This is a genomic window from Pseudomonas morbosilactucae, assembly GCF_023241665.1.
Classification (GTDB): domain Bacteria; phylum Pseudomonadota; class Gammaproteobacteria; order Pseudomonadales; family Pseudomonadaceae; genus Aquipseudomonas; species Aquipseudomonas morbosilactucae.
In genome coordinates, this window is record NZ_JALQCX010000062.1 from 39,118 (window position 1) to 55,251 (window position 16,134).

Here is a 16,134-nt window from a genome sequence, read left to right on the forward strand (position 1 = left end):
TCCTTCAGGCGTTCAACGCGAAATGTTCGGCCACGGCACGCTCGACCCAGGTGTGCGCCTGGCCGAGGTAATGGGCAGGGTCCAGCAGACGGTCCAACTCGGCCGCCGACAATTCGGCGGTCACGTGCGGGTCGTCCCCCAGTACGGCACGCAGATGGCGTTGTTCAGCCACCGCGCGTTTGCAGCATTGCTCCAACAGATGATGTGCCGTCTCGCGCCCCAGACGCTGGGCCAGGGCAATGCTGACCGCTTCGGCCAGCACCAGGCCCTGGGTCAGATCGAGGTTGCGCAGCATGCGCTCGGCATCGACTTCCAGCCCTTCGGCCACCAGCAACGCCTGTTGCAGGGCCCCAGACACCAGGCAGCAAATCTCCGGCAGGGTTTCCCATTCGGCGTGCCACAGCCCCAGGCTGCGCTCGTGTTCCTGGGGCATGGCGCTGAACATCGTCGCCACCAAGCCCGGCACCCGGGTCGCAGCGCTGATCAACACCGCTGCGCCCACCGGATTGCGTTTGTGCGGCATGGTGGACGACCCACCCTTGCCCGGCGCCGAAGGTTCGAACACCTCCGCCGCCTCGGTCTGCATCAGCAGGCTGATGTCCCGGCCCAACTTGCCCAGGCTGCCAGCGATTAAGCCCAGCACCGCGGCGAATTCCACCAGGCGATCACGCTGGGTGTGCCAAGGCTGCTCCGGCAATGTCAGCTGCAACTCGGCGGCCAGGGCCTCGGCCACCGGCATGGCCTGGTCACCCAGGGCGGCCAGGGTTCCGGACGCCCCGCCGAACTGCAGCACCAGCAACCGAGGCTTGAGTTCTTGCAGGCGTTGCCGACTGCGGGTCAGCGCCCCCAGCCAGCCGCCGATTTTCATGCCGAGGGTCACTGGCGTGGCGTGCTGCAACCAGGTACGACCGGCCAACGGCGTGGTCGCGTAACGCTTGGCCTGGGCGGCCAGGGTTCCACCGAGACGTTCCAGGTCGGCTTCGAGCAATGCCAGGGCGCGGCGCAGTTGCAGCACCAGCCCGGTGTCCATGACGTCCTGGCTGGTAGCCCCCAAGTGCACATAGCGCTCGGCCTCGGCATCGGACTGGGCAATCTGCTTGCCCAGGGCCTTGACCAGGGGAATCGCCGAATTGCCCGCCGTGGCAATCGCATCACCCAGGGCCGAAAAATCGTAACGCTGGGCTTGGCAGGCGGCCGCGATCGGTGCCACAGCGCTCGACGGGATCAACCCCACACGGGCCTCAGCCCGCGCCAGGGCAGCCTCGAAGTCGAGCATGGCCTGGACCCGGCCCTGGTCGCAAAACACGCCGCGCATGTCCCGGGCAGTGAAGTAGGCATCAAACAGCTGATTGCTCGCCGGTGTACTCATAAACAGTCCTATGGAAGCCGGCGCCCACCATGGGCGCCGGCGAACAGGTCAAAGATCGTGGTGCAGATAAGCCGCCTGCTTGGGCAGGCGCAGACTGAACAGAAACGCCACCGCCATCATCGCCGTGACGTACCAGTAGAAGGTGTTTTCCATGCCCAGGGACTTGAGGCCCAGGGCCACGTACTCCGCAGAGCCGCCGAAGATCGCATTCGCCACCGCATACGCCAAGCCCACCCCCAGCGCACGCACTTGCGGCGGGAACATCTCGGCCTTCACCAGGCCGCTGATGGAGGTGTAGAAACTGACGATGGCCAACGCCAGGGTGATCAATACAAAGGCCAGGAACGGGCTGGTGACGGTTTTCAGGGTCAGCAGGATCGGCACCGTGCACAGGGTGCCCAGGGCGCCAAACCAGAGCATGGAATTACGCCGGCCGATCTTGTCGGCAAGCATGCCGAACAACGGCTGCATGCACATATAGAGGAACAGCGCGCCCGTCATGATGTAGCTGGCGGTCTTGGCGTGCATGCCGGCGGTGTTCACCAGGTACTTCTGCATGTAGGTGGTGAAGGTGTAGAAAATCAGCGAGCCGCCGGCGGTGTAGCCGAGCACGGTGATAAAGGCCTTGGAGTGATTCTTGAACAGCGCGGCAATACTGCCGGCGTCCTTGTCTTCACGCATTTCCTTGCTGCTGGTTTCCTTCAGGGAGCGCCGCAACAACAGCGAGATCACCGCCGCAATGGCACCGATGACAAACGGAATGCGCCAGCCCCAGGCTTTCAACTCCGCTTCGTCGAGGAACTGCTGGAGGATCACCACCACCGACACTGCCAGCAGTTGCCCGCCAATCAGGGTCACGTACTGGAAGGAAGCAAAGAAGCCACGCTGCCCCTTGAGCGCCACTTCACTCATGTAGGTGGCCGTGGTGCCGTACTCGCCGCCCACCGACAACCCTTGGAACAGCCGCGCCGCCAAGAGCAGCGCCGGGGCCCAGGCGCCAATGCTGGCGTAGGTCGGCAGGAAGGCGATGACCAGGGAGCCGGCGCACATCATCAGCACCGAGATCATCATGGAATTCTTGCGCCCGTGCTTGTCGGCCACCCGGCCGAACAGCCAGCCGCCGATAGGACGCATCAGGAACCCGGCGGCGAACACACCGGCGGTGTTGAGCAACTGCACCGTGGGGTCATCGGAGGGGAAGAAGGCTGGGGCGAAATAGATGGCGCAAAAGGCGTAGACGTAGAAGTCGAACCATTCGACCAGGTTGCCGGAAGACGCACCGACGATCGCGAAGATCCTCTTGCTGCGTTCCTCGCTGGTGTAGTGACTGGTTGTGCTTGTCATGGTTTTTCACTCTGAGGGGACCGTGTGAGTCTAGACACACTTAGCAACAGTCCCGTTCCGCAAAGCCCATCGACCAGGCGCCGATCAGCGCTTCAGGCCTCAAGGCGATGCCCGCAAACCGGCTTCTACGAGATCGTGGGCTCGCAGCAGCCGGCTTGCCGGCAATCAACACCCAGCGAACTCAATAATCGAAGAACACCGTCTCAGCGTCGGTGCCCTGGAGAATCACGTTCCACTGGTACTGGCCATCGGCATCGGCTTTGGCCAACAAGGTGCCGCGACGCGCTTCGGGCACGCAGGCCAAGAGCGGGTCGTTGGCATTGGCAGGCTCGGCATCGAAGTAGATGCGGGTCAGCAAGTGTTTGACCAGGCCACGGGCGAACACCAGCACCACCAAGTGCGGTGCCTGGGTGCTGCCCTTGAGGCCCGGCACGGTCCCCGGCTTGATGGTGGTGAAACGGAAACGCCCTTCGGCGTCCACCGGCACGCGGCCGAAACCCTGGAAGTTCGGGTCCAGGGCTTTGTCCTGTTCATCTTCGGGGTGATCGTATTTGCCCACGGCGTTGGCCTGCCAGATTTCCAGCATCGCGTCGTTGACGAAGTCACCGTTGCCGTCCACCACTTGCCCAGTGATCGCTACGCGGTCGCCCCAGGTCTCGGGTTGGGTCAGGTCTTCACGGTTCAGCCAGGTCAGGCCGATGTGGTAGTAAGGGCCGACGGTGTGGGAAGTGGTCGCAGTCAGCGTCATGTTATTTCTCCATCGGCGTGGCATCGCGGCCGCGCAGGACGATGTCCCAGCGGTAGCCGAGGGCGTAGGAAGGGATGGTCTTGTCCAGGTCGAAGCTGGCGATCAGGCGTTCCTTGGCACGGGTGTCTGGTACGCAGTTGTAGATCGGGTCGTAGGCCAGCAGCGGGTCACCCGGGAAGTACATCTGGGTCACCAGGCGCGTGAGGATGCTCGGGCCGAACAGCGAAAAGTGGATATGCGCCGGGCGCCAGGCGTTGTGGTGGTTGCCCCACGGATAGGCACCGGGCTTGATGGTCTGGAACTGATACCAGCCGTCGGCGTCGGTGACGGTGCGGCCAGTGCCGGTGAAGTTCGGGTCCAGGGGCGCATCGTGCAGGTCGCGGTCGTGGTTGTAGCGACCGGCGGCGTTGGCCTGCCAGATCTCCACCAGGATCCCCGGCACCGGCAAGCCGTTCTCATCCAGTACCCGCCCGTGCACGATGATGCGTTCGCCCTGGGGCTCGGCAGCGTGTTGGGCAGTCAGGTCGTTATCCTTGCCCTGCAGGTAATCGGCGCCGATGGTCGGGCCGGTGATTTCCGACAGCGAATGGGGCAGGAACACCAACGGCTGGGACGGCGAGCGCAGATTGGTGGACTTGTATTCAGGGTGCAAGTAATCAGGCTGAGTGCCCGCTTGCGGGCGCCGGTAACCGGGCTTGTCAGTCATGTTCAATTCTCTCTTCTTATAAAGCAGCGCGTCAGACGCGCTCAATCGCCAGTGCCAGCCCTTGGCCAACACCGACGCACATGGTCGCCAGGCCTTTCTTGCCGCCGGTCTTTTCCAGCTGATGCAGAGCGGTCAAGACCAGGCGTGCACCGCTCATGCCCAACGGGTGGCCCAGGGCAATGGCACCGCCGTTGGGGTTAACCTGAGGCGCATCGTCCGCCAGGCCCAGCTCACGCAATACCGCCAAACCTTGGCTGGCGAAGGCTTCGTTGAGTTCGATGACATCAAAATCGCTGACCGCCACGCCCAGGCGCTCGATCAGTTTACGCACGGCAGGCACCGGACCGATGCCCATGACGCGCGGCGCGACACCGGCGCTGGCCATGCCCAATACGCGGGCACGGGCGGTCAGGCCGTGTTTTTTCACCGCTTCGGCCGAGGCCAGGATCAGGGCGGCCGCGCCATCGTTGACGCCCGAGGCGTTGCCGGCGGTGACGGTCTTGTCCGGGCCGTTGACCGGCTTGAGCTTGCTCAGGGTTTCCAGGGAGGTATCGGCACGTGGGTGCTCGTCCTGCTCAACCACGGTCTCGCCCTTTTTATGGACGATGCGCACCGGAACGATTTCTTCAGCGAAGAACCCGGCGGCTTGCGCGGCGGCAGTGCGTTGCTGGCTGCGCAGGGCAAAGGCGTCCTGATCGGCACGGGACACCTTGTAATCGTCGGCCACGTTGTCGGCGGTCTGCGGCATCGCATCCACACCGTACTGGGCTTTCATCAACGGGTTGATGAAGCGCCAGCCGATGGTGGTGTCTTCCAGTTTCATGTTGCGCGAGAAAGCGCTGTCGGCCTTGCCCATGACAAACGGCGCGCGAGACATGGACTCGACGCCACCGGCAATCGCCAGCTCCATCTCGCCGCTGGCAATGGCCCGGAAGGCGGTGCCGATGGCGTCCATGCCCGAAGCGCAGAGACGGTTCAGGGTCACGCCCGGAATGCTCTCCGGCAGCCCTGCCAACAGCAGCGCCATGCGCGCCACGTTGCGGTTGTCTTCACCGGCCTGGTTGGCGCAGCCGAGGAACACCTCGTCAACGGCCGTCCAGTCCACCGACGGGTTGCGTTCCATCAACGCCTTGATCGGCGCGGCGGCCAGGTCGTCGGCGCGCACGGCCGATAGACCACCGCCAAAACGGCCGATAGGGGTACGAATGGCATCACAGATAAATACTTCACGCATCAGGCTTCTCCAGGGGCTTGGCCGTGAGCGGCGGCATTCCGCGCTTCCAGGTCACGCAGGGCAGTCAATTCGATCTCGGTCAGTACGGCGGTCTGCGACGTTGATCAGACCGCTGAAAAAAACGGCGCGAGGGGCACGCCAAAGCAATTGAAGATAAAGGTACTGAAGATTAAGCCGGGGCAAACGCCCAAACAATCCGATAATCGACTGAGCGTTCGCTTATCGAACGGATTGTTGCAAGGCTATCTATCTCCATAAAAGCTTGTGGACAAGCCCGGCCCGGCAGGAATTGCCGGGGCGGACTTGCCTGCACAGGGCCGGTCAACCAGTCGCAGCCCGTATCAGGTGGCATCCGCATGGCTGACCATGCCTTTGATCAACACGGCAGCGGTGGCCAAGGCCGCTGGAATCACCAGCGCCGTCAGCACTTGCTCGAAGTTCCAGCCCAGGCCCAACAGTGTGGCGCCCATCCAGGCCCCCAGGATCGCGCCGAAACGGCCGATGCCCAGCATCCACGAAACGCCAGTGGCCCGGCCCTGGGTCGGATAGAAACGCGCCGCCAAGGAAGGCATCGCCGATTGCGCACCGTTGACGCACATACCGGCAATCAGCACCAGAGTGGCCAGGAGGGTGATATTGCCCAGGCTCTGGCCTACCGCGTAGGCGAATACCCCGGCCAGCAGGTAAAACGTGCCGATGACCTTGTGCGGGTTGAAGCGGTCCATGGCCCAGCCCACCCCAACGGCACTGAGCACCCCGCCAAACTGGAACAAGGCGCCGATAAACGCGGCCTGTTCCATGCTTGCGCCACTGTCACGCATCAGGGTCGGCAGCCAACTGGTCAGCAGGTAGACAATCACCAGCCCCATGAAATAGGTCAGCCACAGCAGCAAGGTGCCGACGCTGTAGGTGCCGGAGAAAATCACCGCGAAGACGTTGCGAGCCTTGACGGTCTTCTGTTCCGGCACGCTGAAGCTGGTGGCTTGGCCAACGATGGTCGGCTCAATGGGGGCTAAGGTCTTGCGCACCTTGTCGGTACCCCGATTGCGCACCACCAGGTAACGCGCCGACTCCGGCAACCACAGCAACAGCACCGCTGCCAGAATCAGCGGCAGGATGCCGCCGATCAGCAACAGGCTGTGCCAGCCGAAGGCCGGGATCAGCTTGGCAGAGATAAAACCACCGCCCGCCATGCCCAGGTTAAAGCCGCAGAACATGCTGGTGACCAACAACGACTTGTGGCGCTCCGGGGTGTATTCCGAGAGCAAGGTGGTGGCGTTGGGCATGCCGGCACCCAGGCCCAGGCCCGTGAGGAAGCGCAGCACCAGCAATTGATCGACGTTGCTGCTGTAGGCCGAGGCCAGGCTGAAGGCGCCGAACACCAACACCGCCCCTACCAGCACCACTTTGCGACCGAAGCGGTCAGCCAGCGGCCCGGAACCCAGGGCACCAAAGACCATGCCGATCAGCGCGGCACTCATCACCGGGCCGAGGCTGGCGCGGTCGATGCCCCAATCCTGGGACAGCGCCGGGGCGATAAAGCCCATGGCCGCCGTGTCCAGGCCATCGAGGAAGACAATCAGGAAACACAGGATCACCACTCGCCACTGATAACGCGACAAGGGCTGGGTATTAATAAAGGACTGCACATCGAGGCAGTTGGCGGATTGAGGCTGGGTCATTATTTTTATTTCCACACAAAAACGCGGGCGAGCAGAGGCCAGGCGCAACGGCTCGGGTCATCGAACAATCAAGGGAATAGCGGAATCAGGCGACTCGCGCGGGACGGCAGAACAGGTCGTGGCGACGACGCCGGGATGCTGTGTTCATGAGGATGGGCCTCTTCATTATTATCGGGTCGCCACTGGCCGCCGGTGACATGCACCAACGGCCGATGACGCTGCCGCGACATTAATGAGCCAAGGGAAAGAGCGTCAATTCGCCAAGCGCGTATTTGTGCGTTTATCGAACACCTTAAGCAAACAACTGGGCACTCAGGTCGCGACTGGCACTGAGCAAACCCGGCAGAAAACGCTGCTCCAACTCGGCCCGGCTGACCCGCCCGGCGTGGGTGCTGACGTTCAGCGCCGCCAACACCTGGCCCGAGGCGTCATACACCGGCACCGCAATGGAACGCAGGCCCTGCTCCAACTCCTGGTCGACGATGCACCAGCCTTGCTGACGTACCTGTTGCAGGCATTCGAGCAAGGCCTCGGGGGTGTGCTGCGTGCGGCTGGTCTTGGCTTGCAGATCAGCGTGCTCCAGGTATTCACGCAAGGAAGCGTCATCCAGGGCCGCCAGCAAGATTCGGCCCATAGACGTGCAATAGGCCGGCAACCGCCCGCCAACCGACAGGTCCACCGAGATCAAGCGCTGGGTGGTCGCCGAGCGGGCGATGTAGAGAATGTCTTCCCCTTCCAGGGTCGCCATATTGCAGGCTTCGTGCAGTTGCTCGCTCATGCGGTCCAGATAGGGCTGGGCAGACACCGCCAGGGGCGTGGACGACAGGTAGGCGTGACCCAGGGTCAGGACCTTGGGCAGCAACGAGTAGGTGCGGCCATCGGTGGTGGCATACCCCAGCTTGATCAAGGTATGCAGGCAGCGGCGCACCGCCGCCCGGGGGATTTCGGTGCGGTGGCTGATCTGGGCGATGGTCAGGTGCCGCTTGCGCTCCTGGAAGGCCTGGACCACCGCCAGACCGCGAGCCAGGGACGTCATGAAATCAGGGTCGCCGGTCAGAGCCTGAATGCGCTTGGCTGGAGAGGCCACAATCGGCGGTGCCACGGAGGCAAAGGAATTACGCATTTGATCGTTCATTTCAGGCTCTCTGCGACGAAGTTCTGCCGTATGACAGGGCGTACTGGAGAGGTAGCACACGCCAGTACCGCCCACATCGGGCGATTATCGAACCAGCGACCGATAATCGCAACACCCGATTCTCACCACTCAGGTGACGCTTTCCATCCCCTCACCTGCCAGCCTTATTGAGGGCAAAAGTACCGTTGATGGGTGTTGGTCTAGTCCAGCATTCAACGATTAAAACTTTGACGTCACAAAATACTCACACAGAAGTTGCCACTTTTTAACTTTGCGGCAATAGAGTTATTCAACCTGATAGCTATAATGCAGCAGGTGACCCGCCGGGACTTATTGCTTGTCCGGCCTGGGTGTCACTCAGGCAACTCAAACTTAGATGACGAACCTGCCGCAAGCGCTTGACCCTATATGTTCCATCCGGCCAATGCGTTTGCCAGCAAACAAGACTGTTGCTACGACAGCTGTTCTGATCCGGTGGCGTGGCCGCATGCAACATGGGCGTCGTTGATTCACCGCGAGGAGCTCGGCCTTTAAACAGGCTCGTATCCTCAAGCGCTGATTAATCGCCAACAGGCAATGTGTAGCACCGGAATTTACCTCAACTCAATTAGGTAACACTGTGACGAAAGACGAACTGCGCGCGGAACTTGAGCGCCAGGAACAACGTTACAAGGAAGTTTACGGCGGGGAAGTCACCACCTACGCCGCCCAACCTGAACCAGAACGCAAACCATGGCGTAAACGCGCCAGTATTCTTGATCAGGCATTTAACGAAGAACTGCAAAAGATGGAGAAAGAACTCAAGGCCGAACAGCCTTGATGCCGCTCTCTTGATCTTTTTCCAGCCTGCTTCGCCCACCGCGTGGCCACAGCCAGCGGCCCGGCGGATGATTGGCGGCGCGGCGACCTGACAGAATCGGGCCGGGCCCCGCCACAGGCTTGCACCTTGAAATTTCATACAAGCGTTTGAACCCGCGACACGCCTCGCAAATCGGCTGCTCGATGCACGTTCAGTCAATGAATTCAATGGCTTATCCGATCCTCGAAAATTCCCAGGATCCTCTCCTCCCGGTCAATTTTTCCGTTGAAAAATGTTACCGGCGAGCACCTTATGCATTGATTACCGGGGTTTTCTGGCATAATCGCGCCCCCTTATGACCGGGTCAGAAAACCTTCATGATCGATTTATTCAGCGGACTGGATGCTTGGGTGCTTGTGAGCCTCTTGCTCGCCCTGGCCTTTGTCCTCGCCTACGAGTTCATCAACGGCTTTCATGACACTGCCAACGCAGTTGCCACCGTCATCTACACCAAAGCCATGCCACCGCACCTGGCGGTGTTCTTTTCCGGTGTCTTCAACTTCCTCGGTGTGTTGCTCGGCGGCGTCGGCGTGGCCTATGCCATCGTCCATTTGCTGCCGGTCGAGTTGCTGATCAATGTCAACACCGGTCACGGGTTGGCCATGGTGTTCTCGTTGCTGGCTGCGGCCATCGCCTGGAACCTGGGCACCTGGTACTTCGGCATTCCGGCGTCCAGCTCCCACACCCTGATCGGCTCGATCCTGGGCGTCGGCCTGGCCAATGCCCTGCTCAACGACATTCCCCTGGGCGATGGCGTGAACTGGCAGAAAGCGATCGATATCGGCGCTTCCCTGGTGTTCTCGCCCATGGCCGGCTTCATCATCGCCGCCCTGGTGCTGATCGGCTTGAAGTGGTGGCGTCCGATTTCGAAGATGCACAAGACCCCGGAACAGCGCCGCAAGGTCGATGACAAGAAGCACCCGCCGTTCTGGAACCGCCTGGTACTGGTGATTTCCGCCATGGCCGTGAGCTTTGTCCACGGCTCCAACGACGGTCAAAAAGGCATCGGCCTGATCATGCTGGTACTGATCGGCATCGTTCCTGCGCAGTTCGTGCTCGACCTCAACAGCACCACCTACCAGATCGAGCGCACCCGCGACGCCACCCTGCACCTCAGCCAGTTCTACCAGCGCAACAATGATTCCCTGGGCGAATTCCTAGCCTTGGGCAAAAGCGTGAAAGACGACCTGCCGGGCAAGTTCCGCTGCAACCCACAGCAGACTGAACCGACCATCACTGCGCTGCTGGGCAGCCTCAAAGGTGTGGCCGACTACCATTCGCTGCCGTCGGAAACCCGTATTGAAGTGCGTCGCTACCTGCTGTGCCTGGATGACACCGCGAAGAAAGTCGGCAAGCTGCCGGGTCTCGCCCCGCGTGAAAAAGCCGACCTGGACAAGCTGCGCAAAGACCTGACTGCCACCACCGAGTACGCACCGTTCTGGGTGATCCTGGCCGTCGCCCTGGCTCTGGGCCTGGGCACCATGATCGGCTGGAAACGTGTGGTCCTGACCATCGGTGAAAAAATCGGCAAGCAAGGCATGACCTATGCCCAAGGCATGTCGGCACAGATCACCGCAGCAGCCTTGATCGGCCTGGCCAACGTATTCAGCCTGCCCGTCTCCACCACCCACGTGCTGTCCTCGGGTGTAGCGGGAACCATGGTTGCCAACAAAAGCGGCCTGCAAGGCGGCACTGTGCGGACCATCCTGCTGGCCTGGGTCCTGACCCTGCCGGCCACCGTGGCCTTGTCGGCCGGCCTGTTCTGGCTGGCGTCCACCGTCCTCGGCACCTGATCTTCAGCGGCAACGAAAAAAGGTGCGCCCTTGCGGGTTGCACCTTTTTTTACGCCTGAATATTTGTCTCATAACGGCCAAACGATAGGCAAAAAAAAGGGCAACCGAAGTTGCCCAAAATGCCTTGCGTGCTCGTTGTATCGGAAAGACTTAAGGTTTTTTACGCTTGTTTGCGTCTTTCCAGATGAAGAATCCAAACCCTGCGAAAAACAGAACCATGAGGCCGACAGTCAGCACTCCGGCGATCACCACATTGTCGAAAAACATGACTGGCCTCCTGCTCTTGCCCTGTTGCGATGGGGCTAAGTTAAACAAACAGGCGGCGGGGAAAATTGACCGGCGTCAATGACGCCCAAGACGGGGCGCGAGGAAGGGGGAATAACTGATCTGAATCAAAAAAAGCGCCCTGTTCAGCGCTTTTTCGGTTTGTTTTTCGGCTTTTTCTTGGCTTTACCCAAAGGCATTGCCTGCTCGAAGGCCTGGCGAACTTCGTTCAAACGCTTTTCATTGAGGTCGTGCACACGCTTGGCACGTTCGGCATTCAGGTCGATCAGCTTGTCATCTTGGCTCATGGTTTGGCTTGGCATCGTTGGGTTCAATGACAGCCGCAGCGCTGGGGATAGGCAGCCTACGGCCCTTGCAGGTGTGCCAATCATGCGGCGTGAGGCACCGCCTGACCAGTGATCGGACCCTGCACGTGGCAATAAAATCCTTCGCTCCATGCCTTTGAGCAGCCGCAGGCCCCTAGACCTCGACGTCCACCCACAAACCCTGGCGCGGCGCCCCCTCGATCAATGGGATCACCGGCACGGTGTTGTCGGCATTGAGTTCGTCACCCGGCACCGCCAGGTGCTCTTCGGGGTCTTCCTCGGCTTCGCGCTGGCGCTTCTGCCGTTCCTGCTGGCGACGCTGCTCTTCGCGCAGCAACAAGGCCGACTGCTCGGCATCGCGCTTTTGCAGGTCGATCGTGCTTTCGTTGGAGCTTTCCTGTACCGGCACCACCGGCGGAATGTCCGGACGCTGTCGGATCGGATCCTGCTGGGATGTAACGGGCACGGCGCTCAGGGGCAGCATCGGTGGCAGCATGTTTTTAGTCTCCTGTCGGCAAGCTGTCGGCTGCATGGGGGGCGACTTGAGCCATCTGTCGCAAACTTGTGACCCAATCGTCAGCCAAAGGTGCCCTTGGGCCGGATAAATCTGATCCTGCGCTACCGTTTAACCAAGTGTTTTTCTCAGAGTTCTTGGGTCTCAGAGCCACGTTCCGTTAAGATAGTCGGCTTTTTCAAGGCGGGAGTCAGGCAGCATGGCGCAGCAGTATCAACCGGGGCAACGCTGGATTAGTGACAGCGAAGCCGAGCTAGGTTTAGGCACCGTTCTGGCACAGGACGGTCGCTTGCTGACCGTGCTCTATCCGGCCACTGGCGACACACGCCAGTATGCGCTACGGAATGCGCCCCTCACTCGCGTGAGTTTTCCCCGGGTGACAGCATCACCCACTTCGAAGGCTGGAAAATGACTGTGCAAGAAGTCGACGACGTCGACGGTTTGCTGGTCTACCACGGCCTCAATGGGCAGAACGAGCAGGTTACCCTGCCGGAAACCCAACTCTCGAACTTCATCCAGTTCCGCCTGGCCAGCGACCGTCTGTTCGCCGGGCAGATCGACCCGCTGGCCTGGTTCTCCCTGCGCTACCACACCCTGGAACACACCAGCCGCCAGTTGCAGTCCTCGCTCTGGGGCCTAGGTGGCGTGCGCGCCCAACCTATCGCCCACCAGTTGCACATTGCCCGTGAAGTCGCCGATCGCATCGCGCCGCGGGTCTTGCTGGCGGACGAAGTGGGCCTGGGCAAAACCATCGAAGCTGGCCTAGTGATCCATCGCCAACTGCTGTCGGGCCGGGCCAACCGGATCCTGATCCTGGTGCCGGAAAACCTCCAGCACCAATGGCTGGTGGAAATGCGCCGGCGCTTCAACCTACAGGTTGCGCTGTTCGACGAAGAACGCTTTATCGAAAGCGATGCCAGCAACCCCTTCGAAGACACCCAGTTGGCCCTGGTGGCCCTGGAATGGCTGGTGGACGACGAGAAGGCCCAGGACGCACTGTTCGCGGCCGGTTGGGACCTGATGGTGGTCGACGAAGCCCACCACCTGGTGTGGCACGAAGACCAGGCCAGCCCGGAATACACCCTGGTGGAGCAACTGGCCGAAACCATCCCCGGCGTGCTGCTGCTGACCGCGACCCCGGAACAACTGGGCCAGGACAGCCACTTCGCCCGTCTGCGCCTGCTGGACCCGAATCGCTTCCACGACCTGGCCGCCTTCCGCGCCGAGAGCGAGAACTATCGCCCGGTGGCTGAAGCCGTACAGGAACTGATGGATAAAGGTCGCCTGTCGCCCAAGGCGCACAAGACCATCCATGGTTTCCTCGGCAACGAGGGCGAAGCCCTGCTGACCGCCGTCAATGATGGCGACACCGAAGCCAGCGCGCGCCTGGTGCGTGAGTTGCTGGACCGCCACGGCACCGGCCGCGTGCTGTTCCGCAACACCCGCGCCGCTGTGCAAGGGTTCCCCGAGCGCAAACTGCACGCCTACCCGCTGCCATGCCCGGACGAATACCTGGAACTGCCCCTGGGCGAGCACGCCGAGCTGTACCCGGAAGTCAGCTTCCAGGCCCAGCCAGAAGCCAGCGACGAAGAGCGCTGGTGGAAATTCGACCCTCGGGTCGAGTGGCTGATCGACCAGTTGAAAATGCTCAAGCGCACCAAGGTCCTGGTGATCTGCGCCCACGCGGAAACCGCCATGGACCTGGAAGACGCCCTGCGCGTGCGCTCCGGCATCCCGGCCACGGTGTTCCACGAAGGCATGAACATCCTTGAGCGTGACCGTGCGGCCGCCTACTTCGCCGATGAAGAATTCGGCGCCCAGGTACTAATCTGCTCGGAAATCGGCAGTGAAGGTCGCAACTTCCAGTTCTCCCATCACTTGGTACTGTTCGACCTGCCGTCTCACCCAGACCTGCTGGAGCAGCGCATCGGTCGTCTGGACCGGATCGGTCAGAAGCATGTGATCGAACTGCACGTGCCGTACCTGGAAACCAGCCCGCAAGAGCGTCTGTTCCAGTGGTACCACGAAGCGCTGAACGCCTTCCTCAATACCTGCCCAACCGGTAACGCCTTGCAGCACCAGTTCGGCCCGCGCCTGCTGCCGCTGCTGGAAAACGCCGACGACGGCGAGTGGCAAGCCCTGATCGATGAAGCCCGTGGCGAGCGTGAACGCCTGGAAGCCGAGCTGCACACCGGCCGCGACCGCCTGCTGGAGTTGAACTCCGGCGGCGCGGGTGAAGGGGATGCGCTGGTGGAGGCGATCCTTGAGCAGGACGACCAGTTCGCCCTGCCGATCTATATGGAAACCCTGTTCGACGCCTTCGGTATCGACAGCGAAGACCACTCGGAAAACGCCCTGATCCTCAAGCCCAGCGAGAAGATGCTCGACGCCAGCTTCCCCCTGGGCGACGACGAAGGCGTGACCATCACCTACGACCGCAACCAGGCGCTGTCCCGCGAGGACATGCAGTTCATCACCTGGGAACACCCGATGGTGCAAGGCGGCATGGACCTGGTGCTGTCCGGCTCCATGGGCAACACCGCAGTGGCGCTGATCAAGAACAAGGCGCTGAAACCCGGCACCGTGCTGCTGGAACTGCTCTACGTCAGTGAAGTGGTTGCACCGCGCGCGCTGCAACTGGGCCGTTACCTGCCGCCGGCCGCCCTGCGCTGCCTGCTGGACGCCAACGGCAATGACCTGTCGTCGCGGGTGGCGTTCGAGACCCTGAATGACCAGTTGGAAAGCGTGCCACGGGCCAGCGCCAACAAGTTCATCCAGGCACAACGGGACCAACTGACCCCACGGATCAACGCCGGTGAAGCCAAGGTCACGCCGCGTCACGCCGAGCGCGTGGCCGAAGCCCAACGCCGCCTGGCCGCCGACACCGACGAAGAACTGGCGCGCCTGACCGCCTTGCAAGCGGTCAACCCGACCGTACGCGACAGCGAGCTGGTAGCGCTGCGCCAACAACAGGAGCAGGGCCTGGCAATGCTGGAAAAAGCCGCACTGCGACTGGAAGCGATTCGGGTGCTGGTGGCGGGTTAATCACCCTCCCTGCCCTGGTGAACAAAAAGGCCCGCGCAATGCGGGCCTTTTTTATTGGGCGGCTGATCGCCGGCGAACCGGCGCCTATAGGGGCTCGTGTGCACCTTCCGTCATGTGTGAGCGGGCTTGCCGGCGATGGCGTCCTCAAGCGGCACTTGCACCGCCGCCAACCCATCTTTCATGCGCTGGGCATCGCGGACAAAACAACGGGAGGCCTGGAACAGAAACAGCATGGTCAGGAACAGCGCCACCGGAATCAGGTACATGGCGTCGTGCAGCCCCACGGCCTTGAAGGCTTCGGTCATTTGCTCCGCACCTTCGGCATACATGGCCGCATGGGCGAAATGATCGGACAAGCCCCCCACCACCACCGGCCCCAAACCGCCCCCCAGCAAATACAGGCCGGCAAAGAACAGCGCCATGGCGGTCGCCCGCAAACGCGGCTCCACCACGTCCTGGATCGCCGTGTACACGCAGGTGTAGAAGTTGTAGGCAAACAGCCAGCCGACGCTGAACACCGCGACAAACACCCCGATCTCGATGCGCCCGGCATACAGGGCCCAGGCCGTGGTCACCGTGGTGATGATCAAACTGAAGGCCGCGAATAACAGGCGACCGTTGGCCACGCGCTGGTGGATCTTGTCCGCCACCCAGCCTCCCAGCGTCAGGCCAAACAACCCGGTGACCCCGACAATGATCCCCGTGGCCACGGCCGCATCATGCAGTGGCATCAGGAAATAGCGCTGCAGCATCGGCACCAGGAACGAGTTGCAGGCGTAGGTGGCGAAGTTGAAGGTCAAGCCGGCCAGGGTCAGCCAAAGAAAGGTCGGGATCGCCAGCACCCGGCGAATCGGCCGGTCCACCCGCTCCTGGGAAACCTTCACCGCCTCCGCCGCACCGCGCTTGGGCTCTTTGATAAAGAACATGAACACCGCCAGCACCAATCCCGGCACCGCAGCGATAAAGAACGGCGCGCGCCAGCTGTCGAAGGCCTTGACCATCGCGCCGATGGTGAAGAACGCCAGCAACAGCCCCAGCGGCAGGCCAAGCATGAAAATGCCCATGGCCCGGGCACGCCGATGGGCGGGGAACAGGTCGCCAATCAGCGAATTGGC

General features: G+C 61.8%; 13 protein-coding genes and 2 pseudogenes. 3 read left to right on the forward strand and 12 right to left on the reverse strand.

The genetic code is table 11. The annotated features are described in order from the left end of the window. Positions 1 to 4: 4 nt before the first annotated feature. The 8 genes and pseudogenes from M1B35_RS27415 to pcaR all read right to left on the reverse strand — a co-directional run bounded on the left by M1B35_RS27415 (position 5) and on the right by pcaR (position 8,218). Positions 5 to 1,369: a 3-carboxy-cis,cis-muconate cycloisomerase gene (locus M1B35_RS27415; RefSeq protein ID WP_123336444.1), complete on the reverse strand. Its 1,365-nt coding sequence runs from the start codon at positions 1,367 to 1,369 to the stop codon at positions 5 to 7. A gap of 48 nt (positions 1,370 to 1,417) precedes the next feature. Then, positions 1,418 to 2,713 (reverse strand): MFS family transporter, encoded by a 1,296-nt coding sequence (locus M1B35_RS27420; RefSeq protein ID WP_123336446.1) that lies wholly within the window; start codon positions 2,711 to 2,713, stop codon positions 1,418 to 1,420. A 181-nt stretch (positions 2,714 to 2,894) separates the two neighbouring features. Continuing rightward, positions 2,895 to 3,461, reverse strand: coding sequence for a protocatechuate 3,4-dioxygenase subunit alpha (gene pcaG, locus M1B35_RS27425; RefSeq protein ID WP_123336448.1), 567 nt, complete (start codon positions 3,459 to 3,461; stop codon positions 2,895 to 2,897). A 1-nt stretch (position 3,462) separates the two neighbouring features. Continuing rightward, positions 3,463 to 4,167, reverse strand: coding sequence for a protocatechuate 3,4-dioxygenase subunit beta (pcaH, locus tag M1B35_RS27430; RefSeq protein ID WP_268263626.1), 705 nt, complete (start codon positions 4,165 to 4,167; stop codon positions 3,463 to 3,465). A 31-nt stretch (positions 4,168 to 4,198) separates the two neighbouring features. Next, positions 4,199 to 5,404 carry a 3-oxoadipyl-CoA thiolase gene (gene pcaF, locus M1B35_RS27435; protein ID WP_185039433.1) on the reverse strand — a complete coding sequence of 402 codons (1,206 nt, stop codon included), beginning with the start codon at positions 5,402 to 5,404 and terminating at the stop codon, positions 4,199 to 4,201. Then, a pseudogene (locus M1B35_RS27440) lies at positions 5,401 to 5,493 on the reverse strand (CoA-transferase subunit beta); the annotation flags it as partial. The pseudogene M1B35_RS27440 and the gene pcaF, both read right to left, overlap by 4 nt. Before the next feature lie 249 nt (positions 5,494 to 5,742). Continuing rightward, a complete protein-coding gene (gene pcaK / locus M1B35_RS27445; protein ID WP_123336454.1) occupies positions 5,743 to 7,083 on the reverse strand; it encodes a 4-hydroxybenzoate transporter PcaK in 1,341 nt (446 codons plus the stop codon). A 292-nt stretch (positions 7,084 to 7,375) separates the two neighbouring features. Further along, complete coding sequence (pcaR, locus tag M1B35_RS27450; RefSeq protein ID WP_268263627.1) at positions 7,376 to 8,218, reverse strand: pca regulon transcriptional regulator PcaR; 843 nt, start codon at positions 8,216 to 8,218, stop codon at positions 7,376 to 7,378. Between the two features lie 619 nt (positions 8,219 to 8,837). On the opposite strand from pcaR, the gene M1B35_RS27455 reads away from it, so the two are divergent. Together M1B35_RS27455 and M1B35_RS27460 are read left to right on the forward strand one after the other, a co-directional pair. Next, positions 8,838 to 9,038: a hypothetical protein gene (locus M1B35_RS27455; RefSeq protein ID WP_268263628.1), complete on the forward strand. Its 201-nt coding sequence runs from the start codon at positions 8,838 to 8,840 to the stop codon at positions 9,036 to 9,038. A 356-nt stretch (positions 9,039 to 9,394) separates the two neighbouring features. Then, complete coding sequence (locus M1B35_RS27460) at positions 9,395 to 10,870, forward strand: inorganic phosphate transporter (RefSeq protein WP_123336460.1); 1,476 nt, start codon at positions 9,395 to 9,397, stop codon at positions 10,868 to 10,870. Positions 10,871 to 11,020: 150 nt separating this feature from the next. Here M1B35_RS27460 and ccoM read toward each other — a convergent pair whose 3' ends face one another. The 3 genes from ccoM to M1B35_RS27470 all read right to left on the reverse strand — a co-directional run bounded on the left by ccoM (position 11,021) and on the right by M1B35_RS27470 (position 11,956). Then, on the reverse strand, positions 11,021 to 11,137 hold the full coding sequence (ccoM, locus tag M1B35_RS31985) for a cytochrome c oxidase subunit CcoM (protein WP_015634423.1): 117 nt from the start codon (positions 11,135 to 11,137) through the stop codon (positions 11,021 to 11,023). Positions 11,138 to 11,280: 143 nt separating this feature from the next. Further along, the gene (locus tag M1B35_RS27465) at positions 11,281 to 11,442 is read right to left on the reverse strand and encodes a hypothetical protein (RefSeq protein ID WP_008074569.1); all 162 of its coding nucleotides are present in this window, start codon (positions 11,440 to 11,442) and stop codon (positions 11,281 to 11,283) included. Between the two features lie 172 nt (positions 11,443 to 11,614). Beyond that, positions 11,615 to 11,956, reverse strand: coding sequence for an aspartate-semialdehyde dehydrogenase (locus M1B35_RS27470; RefSeq protein ID WP_123336462.1), 342 nt, complete (start codon positions 11,954 to 11,956; stop codon positions 11,615 to 11,617). A 217-nt stretch (positions 11,957 to 12,173) separates the two neighbouring features. Between M1B35_RS27470 and rapA the strand changes: the two are divergent. Then, positions 12,174 to 15,019: pseudogene (gene rapA / locus M1B35_RS27475) on the forward strand (RNA polymerase-associated protein RapA). A 110-nt stretch (positions 15,020 to 15,129) separates the two neighbouring features. Here the strand turns inward: rapA and M1B35_RS27480 are convergent. Then, positions 15,130 to 16,134: MFS transporter (locus M1B35_RS27480; RefSeq protein ID WP_268263629.1), on the reverse strand; the 1,005-nt coding region annotated here is incomplete at its 5' end.

Excerpts from the sequence above, each read along its gene's own strand:
- M1B35_RS27420 (WP_123336446.1), bottom strand. The coding sequence starts at position 2,713 with ATGACAAGCACAACCAGTCACTACACCAGCGAGGAACGCAGCAAGAGG.
- pcaR (WP_268263627.1), bottom strand. The coding sequence starts at position 8,218 with ATGAACGATCAAATGCGTAATTCCTTTGCCTCCGTGGCACCGCCGATT.
- M1B35_RS27465 (WP_008074569.1), bottom strand. The coding sequence starts at position 11,442 with ATGAGCCAAGATGACAAGCTGATCGACCTGAATGCCGAACGTGCCAAG.
- M1B35_RS27415 (WP_123336444.1), bottom strand. The coding sequence starts at position 1,369 with ATGAGTACACCGGCGAGCAATCAGCTGTTTGATGCCTACTTCACTGCC.
- M1B35_RS27470 (WP_123336462.1), bottom strand. The coding sequence starts at position 11,956 with ATGCTGCCACCGATGCTGCCCCTGAGCGCCGTGCCCGTTACATCCCAG.
- pcaH (WP_268263626.1), bottom strand. The coding sequence starts at position 4,167 with ATGACTGACAAGCCCGGTTACCGGCGCCCGCAAGCGGGCACTCAGCCT.
- pcaK (WP_123336454.1), bottom strand. The coding sequence starts at position 7,083 with ATGACCCAGCCTCAATCCGCCAACTGCCTCGATGTGCAGTCCTTTATT.
- ccoM (WP_015634423.1), bottom strand. The coding sequence starts at position 11,137 with ATGTTTTTCGACAATGTGGTGATCGCCGGAGTGCTGACTGTCGGCCTC.
- pcaG (WP_123336448.1), bottom strand. The coding sequence starts at position 3,461 with ATGACGCTGACTGCGACCACTTCCCACACCGTCGGCCCTTACTACCAC.
- M1B35_RS27460 (WP_123336460.1), top strand. The coding sequence starts at position 9,395 with ATGATCGATTTATTCAGCGGACTGGATGCTTGGGTGCTTGTGAGCCTC.